The 16,329-nt window shown below is 72.3% G+C and carries 16 protein-coding genes; 7 read left to right on the top strand and 9 right to left on the bottom strand.

Going from position 1 to position 16,329, the window contains the following annotated elements:
* Window positions 1-70: 70 nt before the first annotated feature.
* Window positions 71-664, bottom strand: a complete 594-nt coding sequence (locus AB0G79_RS01580) for a TetR/AcrR family transcriptional regulator (RefSeq protein WP_360798376.1) — start codon at window positions 662-664, stop codon at window positions 71-73.
* Complete coding sequence (locus AB0G79_RS01575) at window positions 661-2,241, bottom strand: 3-hydroxyacyl-CoA dehydrogenase (protein WP_360798373.1); 1,581 nt, start codon at window positions 2,239-2,241, stop codon at window positions 661-663. Before AB0G79_RS01575 ends, AB0G79_RS01580 begins: the two co-directional genes overlap by 4 nt.
* 124 nt (window positions 2,242-2,365) lie before the next feature.
* On the opposite strand from AB0G79_RS01575, the gene paaN reads away from it, so the two are divergent.
* Window positions 2,366-4,072, top strand: coding sequence for a phenylacetic acid degradation protein PaaN (paaN, locus tag AB0G79_RS01570; protein ID WP_360798370.1), 1,707 nt, complete (start codon window positions 2,366-2,368; stop codon window positions 4,070-4,072).
* 109 nt (window positions 4,073-4,181) lie between these two features.
* Here the strand turns inward: paaN and AB0G79_RS01565 are convergent, their stop codons facing one another.
* The 3 genes from AB0G79_RS01565 to AB0G79_RS01555 are packed head-to-tail and all read right to left on the bottom strand — an operon-like array spanning window position 4,182 to window position 7,011.
* Window positions 4,182-4,835, bottom strand: a complete 654-nt coding sequence (locus AB0G79_RS01565; RefSeq protein ID WP_360799149.1) for a TrmH family RNA methyltransferase — start codon at window positions 4,833-4,835, stop codon at window positions 4,182-4,184.
* Between the two features lie 5 nt (window positions 4,836-4,840).
* Entirely contained in the window at window positions 4,841-6,154 is a 1,314-nt protein-coding gene (locus AB0G79_RS01560) for an HTTM domain-containing protein (protein WP_360798367.1), read from the bottom strand.
* Window positions 6,151-7,011, bottom strand: coding sequence for a DUF5819 family protein (locus AB0G79_RS01555; RefSeq protein WP_360798364.1), 861 nt, complete (start codon window positions 7,009-7,011; stop codon window positions 6,151-6,153). The genes AB0G79_RS01560 and AB0G79_RS01555 overlap by 4 nt, the downstream gene beginning before the upstream one ends.
* A 112-nt stretch (window positions 7,012-7,123) precedes the next feature.
* Between AB0G79_RS01555 and paaA the strand changes: the two genes are divergently transcribed.
* The 6 genes from paaA to AB0G79_RS01525 all read left to right on the top strand — a co-directional run bounded on the left by paaA (window position 7,124) and on the right by AB0G79_RS01525 (window position 12,029).
* Window positions 7,124-8,140 carry a 1,2-phenylacetyl-CoA epoxidase subunit PaaA gene (gene paaA / locus AB0G79_RS01550; protein WP_360798362.1) on the top strand — a complete coding sequence of 339 codons (1,017 nt, stop codon included), beginning with the start codon at window positions 7,124-7,126 and terminating at the stop codon, window positions 8,138-8,140.
* Complete coding sequence (gene paaB, locus AB0G79_RS01545) at window positions 8,137-8,424, top strand: 1,2-phenylacetyl-CoA epoxidase subunit PaaB (protein WP_360798359.1); 288 nt, start codon at window positions 8,137-8,139, stop codon at window positions 8,422-8,424. The genes paaA and paaB overlap by 4 nt, the downstream gene beginning before the upstream one ends.
* On the top strand, window positions 8,421-9,164 hold the full coding sequence (gene paaC / locus AB0G79_RS01540) for a 1,2-phenylacetyl-CoA epoxidase subunit PaaC (protein ID WP_360798356.1): 744 nt from the start codon (window positions 8,421-8,423) through the stop codon (window positions 9,162-9,164). The genes paaB and paaC overlap by 4 nt, the downstream gene beginning before the upstream one ends.
* Entirely contained in the window at window positions 9,158-9,655 is a 498-nt protein-coding gene (gene paaD / locus AB0G79_RS01535; RefSeq protein ID WP_360798353.1) for a 1,2-phenylacetyl-CoA epoxidase subunit PaaD, read from the top strand. Before paaC ends, paaD begins: the two co-directional genes overlap by 7 nt.
* Window positions 9,656-10,744, top strand: a complete 1,089-nt coding sequence (locus AB0G79_RS01530; RefSeq protein ID WP_360798350.1) for a 2Fe-2S iron-sulfur cluster-binding protein — start codon at window positions 9,656-9,658, stop codon at window positions 10,742-10,744.
* Between the two features lie 151 nt (window positions 10,745-10,895).
* Entirely contained in the window at window positions 10,896-12,029 is a 1,134-nt protein-coding gene (locus AB0G79_RS01525; RefSeq protein ID WP_360798347.1) for an acyl-CoA dehydrogenase family protein, read from the top strand.
* Window positions 12,030-12,056: 27 nt separating this feature from the next.
* On the opposite strand, the gene AB0G79_RS01520 is transcribed toward AB0G79_RS01525, so the two are convergent.
* From AB0G79_RS01520 to AB0G79_RS01505, 4 genes are all read right to left on the bottom strand, one after another.
* Entirely contained in the window at window positions 12,057-12,401 is a 345-nt protein-coding gene (locus tag AB0G79_RS01520; protein ID WP_360798344.1) for a rhodanese-like domain-containing protein, read from the bottom strand.
* A gap of 56 nt (window positions 12,402-12,457) precedes the next feature.
* Window positions 12,458-13,201 (bottom strand): hypothetical protein, encoded by a 744-nt coding sequence (locus tag AB0G79_RS01515; protein ID WP_360799146.1) that lies wholly within the window; start codon window positions 13,199-13,201, stop codon window positions 12,458-12,460.
* Window positions 13,202-13,557: 356 nt separating this feature from the next.
* Window positions 13,558-15,021, bottom strand: coding sequence for a DUF2252 domain-containing protein (locus tag AB0G79_RS01510; protein ID WP_360798341.1), 1,464 nt, complete (start codon window positions 15,019-15,021; stop codon window positions 13,558-13,560).
* A gap of 144 nt (window positions 15,022-15,165) precedes the next feature.
* Window positions 15,166-16,260, bottom strand: a complete 1,095-nt coding sequence (locus AB0G79_RS01505) for a hypothetical protein (RefSeq protein ID WP_360799144.1) — start codon at window positions 16,258-16,260, stop codon at window positions 15,166-15,168.
* Window positions 16,261-16,329: the final 69 nt, after the last annotated feature.

Below are 16,329 nucleotides of genomic sequence, written 5' to 3'. Positions count from 1 at the left end.
CTCTGACCAGGGGCCCGGTCCTCCGACCAGGAACCCTGGCCTCTGACCAGGGCCCCGGGCCGGGTGGGCCTCAGCGGGCCGTGCGCAGCCCGTCGAAGGCGAGGTGCGCGACGGTCTCGGCGAGCTGCTCGCGCTCCGCCACCGCGTCCGGGTGCGGCCGGTACCACTCCACCAGCGAGTTGATCATGCCGAAGAGGAGCCGGGTCGCGAGCCGGATGTCCACGTCCGCCCGCAGGTCGCCCTCCGCGACGGCCGCCTTCAGGAGCTCGGCCACCTGGTGGTCGAACTCGCGCCGCCGCTCCATCGCCCACCGCTCGGTCGCGGTGTTGCCCCGCACGCGCAGCAGCAGCGTCACGTAGGGCAGCTCCGCGATCAGCACCTCCACGGTGCGCCGGGTGACGTACTCGACCCGTTCGACCGCCCTGCCGCGCTGCGCGCCCGGCTCGTCGAGGACCGCGAAGAGCCCGTCGAGCGCCCGGCTGACCGCCCGCCGCAGCAGCTCCTCCTTGCCGGAGACGTGGTGGTAGATCGAGGACTTGGAGATCCCCGCGGCCTTCGACAGGTGCTCCATCGAGGTGCCGTCGTAACCGCGCTCGTTGAAGACGCGTACGGCGACCGAGAGCAGGGTCTCGGGGGTGTACGTGTCGCGCTTCGCCGTCGTCATCTCTCGTCCTCCGCTTCCTCGGTGTAGCACCGGCGCATGAGTCCGAAGCTTGGCGCGTACCGCCCGGTCGGGTACCGCTTGTGCAGCCCCTGGAGGACGGCCGTCGTGTTCCGGTACCCCACCTTGGCGGCCCATTCCAGCGGACCCAGGGGGTAGTTCACGCCGAGCCGCATCGCTGTGTCGATGTCCTCCTCACTCGCCACTCCTCGGGCGACGGCATCGGCCGCGAGGTCCGCGAGCATCGCGACGGTACGGGCCACGATCATGCCGGGCACGTCGCCGATCACGGAGACCTTCTTGCCGAGCGCCTGGAAGAGGCCGACGGCCTCCGCGAGGGTCTCGGCGGAGGTGTGGTCGCCGGTGGAGAGCACGATCCGGGTCGCGCGCGCGTAGTCGAGCGCGAGGTCGAAGTAGAGGATCTCCTCGCGGTGGTACTCGAAGGCGCTCTCCCCGTCCGCGAGGTTGAGCTCGCCGCCGCTCGGGAGCTGGATGAACCCGCCGTCGCCCTTCTTGCGCCGGACGGTGATCCCGGCCGCCTCGAAGAGCCCGACCAGCGGCTCCGCCGGTCCCAGGTCGCCCCGGACGACGATCCGCTTCGGCGCCTCCGCCGGCTCCGCCGTGTGCGGCTCGGGCCGCTCGGCCCCGTCCGCGTACGAGAACCAGCCCTGGCCCGACTTGCGGCCGAGGCGCCCGGACTCGACGAGCCGGCGCTGCGCGAGGGAGGGGGTGAACTTGGGGTCCTGGTAGAAGGAGTCCCAGACCGAGCGGGTCACGGCCTCGTTCACGTCCTGGCCGATGAGGTCGGTCAGCTCGAAGGGGCCCATCCGGAAGCCGCCGCACTCGCGCAGGGCCGCGTCGATGGTCGCGGGGTCGGCCGCGCCCTCCTCGTAGATCCGCAGCGCCTCGGCGTAGAAGGGGCGGGCGACCCGGTTCACGATGAAGCCGGGGGTGTCCGCGCAGCGCACGGGCGTCTTGCCCCAGGCCTTCATCGTCTCGTACGCGCGCGTGGCGACGTCCGCGTCGGTGGCGAAGCCGCTGACGACCTCGACGAGCGGGAGCAGCGGCGCCGGGTTGAAGAAGTGGAGTCCGACGAACCGGCCGGGCAGGCGCAGGCCGCCCGCGATGGCGGTGACGGAGAGGGAGGAGGTGTTGGTGGCGAGGACGGTGTCGTCGCCGACGACCGTCTCCAGGTCGGCGAAGAGCTGCCGCTTGACCGGAAGGTGCTCGACGATCGCCTCGACGACGAGGGCCACGTCGGCGAGCTCGGCGAGCTCCTCGGCCGCGTACAGGCGCCCGACGGCCGTCTCACGGGCCGCGGCCTCCATGCGGCCCTTCTCGACGAGCCGGTCGAGGCGGGCGGTGAGCGCGGCGACGGCCTCCTTCGCCCGGCCGGGAGCACTGTCGTAGAGGCGGACGGGGTGACCGGCGACCAGGGCGACCTGGGCGATGCCCTGGCCCATGGTGCCGGTGCCGACGACGGCTACGGCGAGGTCCTGTCCCACGGCGGCGGTCTCACTGGCGGCGGTCACGTCGTCGCTCCCCCTGACGGTCACGGTGGCGCTGGTGTCGGCGCTCATAGGAGTGATCCTCCCCGATGGGTTTTCCACAGGATCGACGGACCCCCTTGTCCCGACCGATCGTTCGGTTACTCTAACTCCGTACGCGTCTCCCTGCCCAGCTCGACGAGGAGTTGGTCCATCCATGGCCACCGCCCAGCCGACCACCGACCGTCCGGACCGTCTCGCCGAGAAGCACCGGTCCACGCTCGACCAGGCCCTCGCCACGATCCGCACCCGCGCCTACTGGTCTCCCCACCCGGAGCACCCCAAGGCGTACGGGGAGGACGGCTCGCTCGACGCGGCGGCCGGCCTCGCCGCCTACCAGGCCCTGCTGAACGGCCGCTTCGAGCTCGACCAGCCCGGCACCGACGGCTGGACCGGTGGCGAGATCTCTCCGTACGGCCCCGCGCTCGGCATCGAGTACCCGCACGCGGACGTGGACGTCCTGCTCCCCGCGATGCGCGCCGCCATGCCCGCCTGGCGCGACGCCGGGGCCGAGACCCGTGCCCTCGTGTGCCTGGAGATCCTGTCCCGGATCTCGGCCCGCACCCACGAGTTCGCCCACGCCGTCATGCACACCAGCGGACAGGCGTTCATGATGGCGTTCCAGGCCGGCGGCCCGCACGCCCAGGACCGCGGTCTGGAGGCCGTGGCGTACGCGTACGAGGAGCAGACCCGCACCCCCGCCGGCCGTGCCTCCTGGTCCAAGCCCCAGGGCAAGCGCGACCCCCTGGAACTCTCCAAGGAGTTCACCCCGGTCGGCCGCGGCATCGCCCTGATGATCGGCTGCAACACCTTCCCGACCTGGAACGGCTACCCGGGCCTGTTCGCCTCCCTGGCCACCGGCAACCCCGTCCTGGTCAAGCCGCACCCGCGCGCCGTCCTGCCGCTCGCGCTCACCGTCCGCGTCGCCCGCGAGGTGCTCGCCGAGAACGGCTTCGACCCGAACCTGGTGGCCCTCGCCGTCGAGCGGCCCGGCGAGGGCATCGCCAAGACGCTCGCCGTCCGCCCCGAGGTCCGGATCATCGACTACACCGGCTCCACCGAGTTCGGCGACTGGCTGGAGACCCACGCCCGCCAGGCCCAGGTCTACACCGAGAAGGCCGGCGTCAACACGGTCGTGGTCGACTCCACCGACGACTACAAGGGCATGCTCGCCAACCTGGCGTTCTCCCTCTCGCTCTACAGCGGCCAGATGTGCACCACCCCGCAGAACCTGCTGATCCCCCGCGACGGCATCACCACCGACCAGGGCCCGAAGACGTACGACGAGGTCGTCGCCGACCTCGCGGCGTCCGTAGGCGGCCTGCTCGGCGACGACGCCCGGGCGAACGGCCTGCTCGGCGCCCTGGTCAACCCGGACGTGAAGGCGCGCCTCGAAGCGGCGGCCGGCCTCGGCGAGGTGGCGCTCGCCTCCCGCGAGGTCACCAACCCGGACTTCCCGGACGCCGTCGTCCGCACGCCGGTCATCGTGAAGCTCGACGGCTCGAAGCCCGACGCGGAGGCCGCGTACTTCTCCGAGTGCTTCGGCCCCGTCTCCTTCGCCGTCTCGGTGGACTCCACCGCCGACGCCCTGGAGCTGCTGCGGCGCACGGTCCGCGAGAAGGGCGCGATGACCGTCGGCGCCTACACGACCTCGGCCGAGACCGAGCGCGCGGTGGAGGAGGTCTGCCTCGACGAGTCGGCGCAGCTCTCGCTGAACCTCACGGGCGGGGTGTACGTCAACCAGACCGCGGCGTTCTCCGACTTCCACGGCTCCGGCGGCAACCCGGCGGCGAACGCGGCGCTGTGCGACGGCGCCTTCGTCTCCAACCGCTTCCGGGTGGTGGAGGTCCGCCGCCAGGCCTGACCCTCCTCACCGGACCGGCGCGGACCACCGGTCCGGCGCGGACCACCGGTCCCCACCGTCGTGGAGGTCCTCCCCACGGGGCCTCCACGACCCCCCACACACACGCCCGCTAGGGGGCGTCGATCTCCGCGTACCGCTGCACCCACGCGTGCATCGCGATCGCGGCGGCCGCGCCCGCGTTGATCGAGCGGGTCGAGCCGAACTGGGCGATCGAGCAGACCATCTCCACGTGGGCGCGGGCCTCCTCGGTGAGGCCCGGGCCCTCCTGCCCGAAGAGCAGCACGCAGCGGCGGGGCAGCACGGTCCGCTCCAGCGGCACGGCGCCCGGCAGGTTGTCGATGCCGATGACGGGAATGCCCTCGGCCGCCGCCCACGAGGTCAGTGACGCGGTGTCCGGGTGGTGACGGACGTGCTGGTAGCGGTCGGTCACCATGGCGCCGCGCCGGTTCCAGCGCCGCCGGCCCACGATGTGGACCTCCTTCGCGAGGAAGGCGTTGGCGGTCCGCACGACAGACCCGATGTTGAAGTCGTGGCCCCAGTTCTCGACGGCCACGTGGAAGTCGTGCCGCCGGGTGTCGAGGTCCTCGACGATCGCCTCCCGCGTCCAGTACCGGTACCGGTCCACGACGTTGCGCCTGTCTCCCCCGGCGAGCAGCTCGGGGTCGTACCGCTCGCCCTCCGGCCACGGCTCCGGGTGCGGCCCGACACCGATCTCGGGGCCGAACCCCTCGTCGTACTGGACCGGCTCGGGCTGTTCTTCCATGGCACTCACCCGACGAGGGTACGGGGCCCCTGTTCCTCGGCCGTACGGCGCTGCTCGGGCAGCGCCCCGGCCGGGCCCCGGCCGGTCAGCCGACCGCGCAGCGGCCCGAGCAGCCGGTCGCGGCCCCGCGCGACGCGCACGCCGAGGGCCACGAGGAAGGCCGTCGGGAGGAAGACCGCGTCGGCGGAGATCATCGCGAGCGAGAAGACCGGAAGACCGAGGAGCACCGCGATCCCGGCGTGCTCCAGCATCATCGCGACGAGCAGGACGTTCTTGACCTTGCGGTTGAAGAGCGTGAACGGGAACGCGACCTGCACGATCACCGTGCCGTAGCTCAGCAGCAGCACCATGATCCCGCTGGAGCCGAGGAGCTCGGACAGGGCGGGCCAGGGCGAGAAGTAGTCCAGGTGGAGCGGGTAGTACAGCGCCGTGCCCTCCTGCCAGCGCGAACCCTGGATCTTGTACCAGCCGGCGGTGGCGTAGATCAGACAGACCTCGGCCATGATCACGACGAGGGCGGCGTTGTGCGCGAGGTTGGCGAGGACGTCGAGCAGGGTGCGCGGCTCGCCGGGCGCGTACCGGCAGACCAGCCACCAGAGGCCGTGGCCGAGCCACAGCACCCAGAGCAGCACGGATACCCACCACTCGCCGGTGACGTCGCCGAACCAGATCGTGGCGAGGAGGAAGCCGCCGAGCACGATCCACAGCAGCGGCCCGGCGAGCTCCCGCCGCGCGCCCGCCCCGTCCCCGCCCCGCTCGTCGCGCTCGTCCCGCTCTTCGCGTTCGTCCCGCTCGTCCCGCTCTTCGCGCGATCGACGGGCGGCCCTGCGGGCGTCGAGCGACCACACCTGCCCGCAGCGGGTCAGGACGAGGTAGATCGCGGCGAGGTGCAGGACGTTGTCGCCGCCGTCGCCCAGGAAGACGGAGCGGTTCTGCAGCGACAGGACGCCGACCATGAAGACGACCGACACGGCGCGGGTGTGCCAGCCGAGCAGAAGGAGCAGGGCGGAGAGCGCCGCGAGCCCGTAGACGAGCTCGAACCACAGCTGCCCGTCCGACCACATCAGCACCGTGAAGGCCCGGTTGTCGGCGATGAGGCGGCGCGCCATCTCCCAGGACCAGGGCCCGTCGGGGCCGTACATCTCGTGCCGGTGCGGCAGCTCGCGCAGCAGGAACACGAGCCAGGTCAGCGAGAACCCGATCCGCACGATCGCGGTCTGGTACGGGCCGAGGGCGCGCCCCGTGACGGCCTGGACGGCGCGGGCGATCCGCCGGTCGAACGGCTCGCGCACGCGCGCGGTGGCGGCTGCTTCGCTCATCGTCCCGCCTCCGTACGGCCCGGGGCGGCGGCGCCGCCCGGCAGGTCGGCGGAGGTCACCTTCCACCAGGGCAGCTCGCGGTACGACGACGCGGTGTCGTTCTTCTCGGTGCTCCAGCGCGGGGCGGGCACGGGCCGGGTGACGGTACGGAGCTGGACGCGCCGCACGTCGTACCCGTCGAGGGACGGGAGGCCGTCGAGGCGGAGGGCGGCGATCCGGCGCATGTACTCCTCCGAGAGCCGGCCGCGCATCCCGTGGGGGGCGTCGTCGTCGGCATGCGAGTTGAGGTAGAAGTCCACGGCCCTGCGGAGCTCGTTCTGCTGGGTGTGGCTGGGCATCGGGTTGTGGCGGATCGCGGCGGTGTCCTGGGCGGTGAGGTCGATCCAGCCGGTGGTGGTCACGCCCCCGCCGTCGGCGGGGACGATCTCGGCCCGTGCCTCGACGCTGACGTTCTGCTGGAGCGGGTTGGGAGCGAAGAGCTTCCAGTTCTGCTCGAACTCGGGATAGACCCAGTCGTCCACAGCCTGCCCGTGCCGCTTGGTGACCGTGTTCGAGGGCGCGACGTGCAGGAACACCATCGCGAGGTGGACGCAGACGAAGACCGCGACGACGGCGAGCGCCACGGCGGCGGCGACCTGGTAGGGCATCGACAGGGCCGTGATCCCGGTGCCGGAGGGGGGCGTCCGCGGTGCCGGAGGGGGCGGTGAGCCGCCTCCGGGGCCGCCCGTGAGGGGGCCGCCCGGGTCGTCCGCGAGAGCGTCCCGGGGATCGCCGGGGCCGTCGCCGAGATCGCCCGCGGTGCCGTCCCCAGGGCCGTCCGACACCTCGTCCGCGTGCTGCTCGACGTCCGCGCTCATCCCGCCCCGATCCCGATCAGCCCACCTCGGTTATCCACAGGGTTGACACCATACGGGCCCTCGACTCACCATTGAAGTCATTCAACCGAACGATCGGTCGGTAGGGAGTCCGATGACCGCAGTGACGGCAGGGACGGCAGGAACCACGGACGCGCCCGGCGTGTCGGACGCGGACCTGGCGGCGACACAGGCCGCCTACGAGGCCGTGTTCGACGCCGCCGTGGCCGCCGACGAGCGGATCGAGCCGCGCGACTGGATGCCCGAGGCGTACCGCGCCTCGCTCGTCCGGCAGATCGCGCAGCACGCCCACTCCGAGATCATCGGCATGCAGCCCGAGGCCAACTGGATCACCCGCGCACCCTCCCTGCGCCGCAAGGCGATCCTCATGGCCAAGGTCCAGGACGAGGCCGGCCACGGCCTCTACCTCTACAGCGCGGCGGAGACCCTCGGCACCAGCCGCGACGAGCTCCTCGACAAGCTCCACTCCGGCCGCCAGAAGTACTCCTCGATCTTCAACTACCCCACCCTGACCTGGGCCGACGTCGGCGCCATCGGCTGGCTCGTCGACGGCGCCGCCATCACCAACCAGGTCCCCCTCTGCCGCTGCTCCTACGGGCCGTACGCCCGCGCGATGGTCCGCGTCTGCAAGGAGGAGTCCTTCCACCAGCGCCAGGGGTACGAGGCCCTCCTCGCCCTGTCGAAGGGCACCGAGGCCCAGCACGCCATGGCCCAGGACGCCGTGGACCGCTGGTGGTGGCCCTCGCTGATGATGTTCGGCCCGCCCGACGACGAGTCGACCCACACCGCCCAGGCGATGGCCTGGAAGATCAAGCGCCACTCCAACGACGAGCTGCGCCAGCGCTTCGTCGACATCGCCGTGCCCCAGGCCGAGGCCCTCGGCCTGACCCTCCCCGACCCCGACCTCCGGTGGAACGAGGAGCGCGGGCACTACGACTTCGGCGCGATCGACTGGACCGAGTTCTGGGACGTCCTCAAGGGCAACGGCCCCTGCAACGACCAGCGGATCACCAAGCGGCGCCAGGCCCACGAGGACGGCGCCTGGGTCAGAGAGGCCGCCGCGGCCTACGCGGAGAAGCACACCGGACACCGAGAGGCAGCACAGGCATGACGAGCGACAGCTGGCCGCTGTGGGAGGTGTTCGTGCGCTCCCGCCGCGGACTGTCCCACACCCACGCGGGAAGCCTCCACGCCCCCGACGCCGAGATGGCCCTGCGCAACGCCCGCGACCTGTACACCCGCAGGAGCGAGGGCGTCTCGATCTGGGTCGTGCCCTCCTCGGCGATCACCGCCTCCTCGCCCGACGAGAAGGACCCCTTCTTCGAGCCCGCCGCCGACAAGCCGTACCGGCACCCGACGTTCTACGAGATCCCCGAGGGGGTGAAGCACCTGTGAGCACCGGCACCCGGCCCACGACCGCCACCACCGCGCCCACGGCCGCCGCGCTCGCCCTCGGCGACGACGCCCTCGTCCTCTCCCACCGCCTCGGCGAATGGGCCGGCTCCGCCCCCGTCCTGGAGGAGGAGGTCGCCCTCGCCAACATCGCGCTCGACCTCCTCGGCCAGGCCCGCGTCCTGCTCTCCCTCGTCGGCGACGAGGACGAACTGGCGTACCTCCGCGAGGAGCGCTCCTTCCGCAACGCCCAGCTGGTCGAGCAGCCCAACGGCGACTTCGCCCACACCATCGCCCGCCAGCTGTACTTCTCCACCTACCAGCGCCTCCTGTACGGCCGCCTGGCCACCGGCGACGGCCCCTTCGCCGGCCTCGCCGCGAAGGCCGTCAAGGAGGTCGCCTACCACCAGGACCACGCCGAGCACTGGACCCTCCGCCTCGGCGACGGCACCCCCGAGAGCCACGAGCGCATGCAGCGCGCCTGCGACGCCCTCTGGCGCTACACCGGCGAACTGTTCCAGCCCGTCGACGGACTCGACGTCGACCACGCGGCCATGGAGAACGCCTGGCTCGAATCGGTCACCGACGTCCTCGGCCGCGCCACCCTCACCGTCCCCACCAGCCCCCGCACCGGCGCCTGGAGCGCGGGCGCCGGCCGCCAGGGCCTCCACACCGAGCCCTTCGGCCGGATGATCGCCGAGATGCAGCACCTCCACCGCAGCCACCCGGGCGCGACATGGTGACCATGACGGCCCTGGAGGAGGAACTGAGCCGGATCGCCGGCGCCGTTCCCGACCCGGAGCTGCCCGTCCTCACCCTCGAGGAACTCGGCGTCATGCGCGGCGTCCACATCACCGACGGCGGCCGCGTCGAGGTGTCCCTCACCCCGACCTACACCGGCTGCCCCGCCATCGAGGCCATGTCCGAGGACATCGAGCGCGCCCTCCACGCCCACGGCATGCGGGACGTCTCCGTCGTCACCGTCCTCACCCCCGCCTGGTCCACCGACGACATCAGCGCCGAAGGCCGCCGCAAACTCGCCGAGTTCGGCATCGCCCCGCCCCGCCCGCAGGGCACCTCCGACGGCCCCGTCCCGCTCAACCTCGCGATCCGCTGCCCCCACTGCGGATCCATCGAGACCGAGCTCCTCAGCCGCTTCTCCTCCACCGCGTGCAAGGCCCTGCGCCGCTGCACCGCCTGCCGCGAACCGTTCGACCACTTCAAGGAGTTGTAGATGACGACCGCAGGCTCCGGACGGGCCGGGTTCCATCCGCTCCGGGTGAGCGGCATCGAGCGGCTCACGGACGACTCCGTCGCCGTCACCTTCGCCGTACCGCCCGAGCTCCACGAGGCGTACCGCCACCTCCCCGGCCAGCACCTCGCCCTCCGCCGCATCACCGAACAGGGCGAGGAGATCCGGCGCACCTACTCGATCTGCGCCCCCGCCGCACCCGCCGGCGAGACGCCCGTCCTGCGGGTCGGCATCCGCCTCGTCGACGGCGGCGCGTTCTCCACGTACGCCCTCAAGGAGCTGGCCGAAGGCGACCTCGTCGAGGTCATGGAGCCCACCGGACGCTTCACGCTCACCCCCCGGCCCGGCCGATTCGCCGCCGTCGTCGGAGGCAGCGGCATCACCCCCGTCCTGTCGATCGCGACCACCCTCCTCGACCGCGAACCGGACGCCACGTTCTGCCTCGTCCGCAGCGACCGCACCGCCGCGTCCACGATGTTCCTCGACGAGGTCGCCGACCTGAAGGACCGCTACCCCGACCGCTTCCAGCTGGTCACCGTCCTCTCCCGCGAGGAACAGCAGGCCGGGCTCCCCTCCGGCCGCCTCGACCGCGAGCGGCTCACCGCCCTCCTGCCCGCCCTCCTGCCCGTCGACCGGATCGACGGCTGGTTCCTCTGCGGACCCTTCGGCCTCGTCCAGGGCGCCGAGCAGGCCCTCCGCGACCTCGGCGTGCGGCGCGCGAGCATCCACCAGGAGATCTTCCACGTCGACGACGGCTCCGCCCCCGCACCCGTCGCCCCCGCCGACACCCCCGCGCACGCCACCCTGACCGCGACCCTCCACGGCCGCTCCGGCACCTGGCCCGTCGACCGCGGCGAAACCCTCCTCGACACGGTGCTCCGCGCCCGCGCGGACGCCCCGTACGCCTGCAAGGGCGGCGTGTGCGGCACCTGCCGCGCCTTCGTCGTCGGCGGAGAGGTCCGGATGGACCGCAACTTCGCCCTGGAACCCGACGAGACCGAGGCGGGATACGTCCTGGCCTGCCAGTCCCGCCCCGTCACCCCGGACGTGGAGCTCGACTTCGACCGCTGACCCGACACCCCCACAGCTCCCGCCCTCCCCGGGAGAGGACACCTCGCCTCTCCCTCGGCCCTCCCTCGCCATTCCCTTCCGCTAGAACCTGTTCTATCTTGACGGCTCGTCAGGGCAGAGAGACCAGGAGCGCCAACGGGAGGGCAGGACCGTGGACTTCACCTTCACCGAGGAACAACAAGCCGCCGTCGAAGCGGCCAGGACGGTCTTCGCGGACGTGGCACCCGACGCCGTACCGAGCCCCGCCCTCACCCCGGGCGCCGTCTCCGACGACATCGACCGCCCCCTCTGGGCCCGCCTCGCCACCTCCGACCTGCTCGGACTCACCCTCTCCCCCGAGCACGGCGGCGCCGGCCTCGACCCCGTCGCCCTCTGCCTCGTCCTGCGCGAAGCCGCCCGCGTCCTCGCCCGCGTACCCCTCCTGGAAACCGGCGCCGTCGCCACCACCATCGACCGGTACGCGGACCCGGCCACCGCCGCGGCCCTGCTCCCCCGCGTCACCCGCGGCGAACTCGTCCTCACCGCCGCCTCCCACGGACGCACCGGCCACGACCCCGCCGACCAGGCCGTCACCGCCCACCGCGACGACACCACCTGGCACCTCGACGGCACCCAGACCGCCGTCCCCTGGGCGTACGCCGCCGACCTCGTCGCCGTACCCGCCCGGACCACCGACGGCCGCACCGTCCTCGCCCTGGTCCCCCGCACCCACGAAGGCGTCACCCTCGCCGAGCAGTACTCCACCAGCGGCGAACTCCTCGCCGAACTCCACCTCGACGCCGTACGCCTCGACGCCGACCAGGTCATCGACGCCGAAGGCGCCTGGGACACCCTCCGGGAACTCCTCACCACCGGCACCTGCGCGCTCGCCCTCGGCCTCGGCGAAGCCGTCCTCGCCATGACCAGCGAGTACACCGGCAAACGCGAACAGTTCGGCCACCCCGTGGCCACCTTCCAGGCCGTCGCCGTCCAGACAGCCGACCGCTACATCGACCTCCGCGCCATGGAAGCCACCCTCTGGCAGGCCGCCTGGCGCATCTCCACCAGCGCCACCGGGGCACTCCCCGCCGCCGGCGACATCGCCGTCGCGAAAATCTGGGCCTCCGAAGGCGTACGCCGCGTCGTCCAGACCGCCCAGCACCTGCACGGCGGCTTCGGCGCGGACACCGACTACCCCCTGCACCGCTACCACGCCTGGGCCAAACAGCTCGAACTGTCCCTCGGCCCCGCCGCCGCCCACGAAGACGCCCTGGGCGACCTCCTGGCCACCCACCCCCTCGCCTGACGGCGAGGAGGCGGCGTCAGCCCCGACTCACAGAACGAACGCCGGGCGCCCGCTCCCCGTCACCATCGGCCGCCCGGCACCGTCCCAGGCCAGCATGCCGCCCTCGATGTTCACCGCGTCGAAGCCCTGCTGCACGAGGTACTGCGTGACCTGCGCCGAACGGCCACCCACCCGGCACATCACGTAGGCACGGCCGTGCTCGGCCACCGCCTCCGTCACCTCACCGAAGCGCGCCACGAAACCGCTCATCGGCACGTGCATCGCGCCCTCGACGTGGCCCGCCTCCCACTCGTCGTCCTCCCTGACGTCCAGCACCAGGGCATCGGCCGGCACGGACGCCGCGTCCACCGAGGGCAGAGGGGAGAAATTCATGGGACAGGCCTTCTCTCGTCGAAGAAGCACCCGACCGGTTCGGGCGCACCGAAAAACTACTGCACGAGCCCGGCGAGCTCGCTCTCCCGCTCGGACACCTGGGCGAGCAACTGCTCCGCGATCTCCTCCAACAGCCGGTCCGGGTCGTCCGGGGCCATCCGCAACATCGCACCGATCGCCGACTCCTCCAGCTCGCGCGCCACACCGGACAGCATGTCCTTGCGCTCCGCCAGCCACTCCAGCCGCGCGTACAGCTCCTCGCTCTCGCTGAGCCGCTCCTCGGCCGGCACGGGACCGGCCTCCCACTCGGCCGACAGCTCCCGCAGCCGCTCCTCGTCACCGAGGGCGTAGGCCGCGTTGACCCGCGTGATGAACTCCTCGCGCCGCCGCAGCTCGCCCTCCTCGCGGGCCAGGTCGGGGTGGGCCTTGCGGGCCAGCTCGCGGTAGAGCCGACGCGCCTCCTCACTGGGGCGGACCCGCTTCGGCGCGCGCACCGTGCGCTCGGTGAGCATCGCGGAGGCCTCCGGGGAGAGGCCGTCGGTGTCGAGCCAGTCGTGGAACAGTTCCTCAACCCCGGGCATGGGCATGACCGCCGCGCGTGCTTCGCGGGCCCGCCGCAGGTCCTCGGGATCGCCGCTGCGCGCGGCCCGCGCCTCGGCGATCAGCGCTTCCAGCTCGTCGAGCCGCGTGTACATCGGGCCGAGCTTCTGGTGGTGCAGCCGGGAGAAGTTCTCCACCTCGACGCGGAAGGTCTCGACGGCGATCTCGAACTCGATCAACGCCTGCTCAGCAGCCCGCACGGCCCGCTCAAGCCGAGCCTCGGGCCGCTCCTCGTGCCGAGCCTCGGGCCGCTCCTCGTGCCGCTCCTCGCCGGGCCCGCCGCCAACCTGCTCGCTCCGAGGCTCCGTACCCGCGGGCTCCTCGTTCGCACCCTGGTCCACGCTCACGTCCACGACCGCCCACGTCCTCGTTCCGGCTACTCCCACCAAGCCTACGGTCCAGGGAGGGGGCCCCTCCCCCCTCCCTCCCCGCCCACCCCTCCCTGCCCCACCCCGCCGCCCCCACGAACCGCACGCCGAGCACCACCCCCGCTCCGGCGCAGCACCCTGCTCGGCATCCTGCTCGGTGCCGTGCTCCGTGCCGTACTCAGAAGCGGTCAGACGCCCAGTTCCGCCGCTATGCGGCCCGCGCGGACAGCCGCGAGCAGGTCGGCGTGGTCCGCTGTGGTGCGGTCGGCATAGCTGAGGGCGAAGGACGCGACGGCCTCGTCCAGCTCCTCGTTCTTGCCGCAGTAACCGGCTATGAGACGCGGGTCCGCGCTGTGGGCGTGGGCGCGGGCCAGCAGGGCACCGGTCATCCGGCCGTAGTCGTCGACCTGCGGGACCGTCAGCGCGGCGGGGTCGACGCTGCCCTTGCGGTTGCGGAACTGGCGCACCTGGAAGGGGCGCCCGTCGACCGTGGTCCAGCCGAGCAGGCTGTCGCTGACGACCTGCATCCTCTTCTGTCCGAGCACCACGCGCCTTCCCTCGTGGCCGGGGTCCGGCACGGTGAAGCCGGCGGCGGGGAGGTACGGCAGGAGGGCCGAGGGTCTGGCCTCCTTGACCTGGAGGACGAGCGGCTCGCCCCGGTGGTCGAGGAGCAGCACGACGTAGGAGCGGGTGCCGACACTGCCGGTGCCGACGACCCGGAAGGCCACGTCGTGGACGGCGTACCGCGCGAGGAGCGGCAGCCGGTCCTCGGAGACGGTGTCCAGGTAGGGGCCGAGGGAGGCCGCGACGGCCGCCGCTTCGGCGTCGGGGACTCTCCGCAGCACCGGGGGCGCGTCGACGAACCTGCGGCCGCCGCCCTCGGCGTCCGTCACCGCCTCGGTCGACCTGGCGGCGAACCGGGCGCTCGTGTTGTTACGGGCCTTGGCCGAGACCCGTTCCAGGGTGCCGAGGAGGTCGCGGGCGTCGGTGTGCGAGACGAGTTCCTCGTCGGCGATGGCGTTCCAGGCGTCGAGGGCGGGGAGGCGGGCGAGGAGTCGCATCGTGCGCCGGTAGGCGCCGACCGTGTCGAACGCCGCCGCCCGGCACTCGTCCTCGGTCGCGCCGACCTCGCGCCCGGCGAGGACCAGGGAGGTGGCGAGCCGCTTGAGGTCCCACTCCCAGGGGCCGACGATCGTCTCGTCGAAGTCGTTGAGGTCCATGACGAGCCGGCCGCGGGCGTCGCCGTAGAGACCGAAGTTGGCGGCGTGGGCGTCGCCGCACAGCTGGGCCGCTATCCCGGTGACGGGGGTGGCGGCGAGGTCTTGGGCCATGAGGCCGGCGGATCCGCGCAGGAAGGCGAAGGGGCTTGCCGCCATGCGTCCGACCCGTATCGGTGTGAGCTCGGGGACGCGCCCCTTGCTCGACTCCTCGACGGCCCGGACGGCGTCGGGCCGGTCGGCGGCGAGGGCGGGCATGGCGTGGGCGGTGCGGGCAACGCGGGCGCGCAGTTCCTTGCCCACGGCTCGGGGCGAGATGCGCGTCCCGCCGTCGGCCGCGCGGCGCGCGAAGCCCGTCACGTGCGGGACGCGCTCGGCGTCCGCCGCTCCGTCCGTACCGCGCTGTCCCGGCACCACGGCCCGGATCTCGTCCATGGGACGTCCTCCCCCGATGCGATGTCCAACATCATCCGGTGCCGACCGTACCGCCGCATCCGACGGGCCGTCTCCCCCTGTGGACAACGCCTGTGGACAACGTTCGGGGAGGATTTTTCGCGGTCATGGAGGTGTCGGGGCGTGTCAGACCGCGACGGCCTCTTCCATCTCCTCTTCGATCTCCTCTTGCCTCTCCTCCTCCGTCTGCTGATCCCTTCCCCGCGGGTTCGCGTGGGCCGCGTCGTCCGGCGCGGGTGCGAGACCGGCCTTCGACTTCCTCGACTCGAAGATCCCGGCGGCAACGACGAGGGCGGCTCCGGCGAGGAGCCACAGGGCCAGGACGAGGATGTGGCCGCCGAGCGCGTGGCCGTCGAAGTAGACGTGGCTGCGGAGTCCCTCGACGAATCCCGCGCCGTTCCAGAAGGCGTGCAGGGAGCCGAAGAAGCCGGGCTGGAGCTCGGGGCGGTAGATGCCGCCGGAGCTCGTGAAGTTGAGCATGACGAAGAGGACCATCACGCCGAGCGTGGTCCAGCGGCGCAGGAAGGTGTGGAGGCCGACGCCGACGAGGAGGATGCCTGCCGCGTACAGCCAGGACATCGCCCAGACTCCGGCGAGGCCCTGGTCGACGAGGTGGAAGACGGGGCCGGCGAAGAGGGTGCCGACGAGGCTGACGACGAGCGACATCCCAACGGCGAGGAGGGCCCTGATCCGCATGGGGAGGACGGCTCCGGCGGCGCCGATGACGGCGACCGAGGCGTAGGCGCCGATGCTGAGGGCGACGAGGAGGAAGAAGACGCCCTGGCCGGTGGGGTCGCCGGAGGCGACGGGGGCGACGTCGGTGACCTTGAGCGGGGCGCCCTCCGCCGCGGCGACCTTGGTGAAGACCTTCTCGACGGCCATGGCGCTGGTGTCGGAGGAGGCGGAGGCGACGAGCAGTTCGGGCTTCTCGCCGGGTACGTAGGCGCCGAAGCTGCCCTGTTCGCGGAGGGAGGCGACGGCGGTGTCGCGGTCGGCGACGGTACGGACGTCCAGGGCGCCGGCGCCCTTGTTCTGGAGCGACTGGGCGAGGACCTGGGCGCTGGGGGCGGATCCGACGACGTCGACGCGCAGGTCGTGGGGTTCGGGGGCGTGGAAGGCACCGAGGTAGGCGAGTCCCATGCCGACGCACATCAGCAGGGGCGTGAGCAGGTGTCCGAGGACATGCCGCAACGCGACGCGGGTGTTCGGTCCTGCGGACACCGAGGCGGACACGAGACCTCCATGGTTGGCTTTTACAACTAAAGAACCGTTGTACTATACAACCGAAAG

Source organism: Streptomyces sp. NPDC020807, assembly GCF_040641575.1.
In the GTDB taxonomy this organism is placed as follows: Bacteria; Actinomycetota; Actinomycetes; order Streptomycetales; family Streptomycetaceae; genus Streptomyces.
The sequence above is the reverse complement of the archived record's forward strand: the minus strand, read 5'-3'. Positions and strand labels throughout refer to the sequence as shown.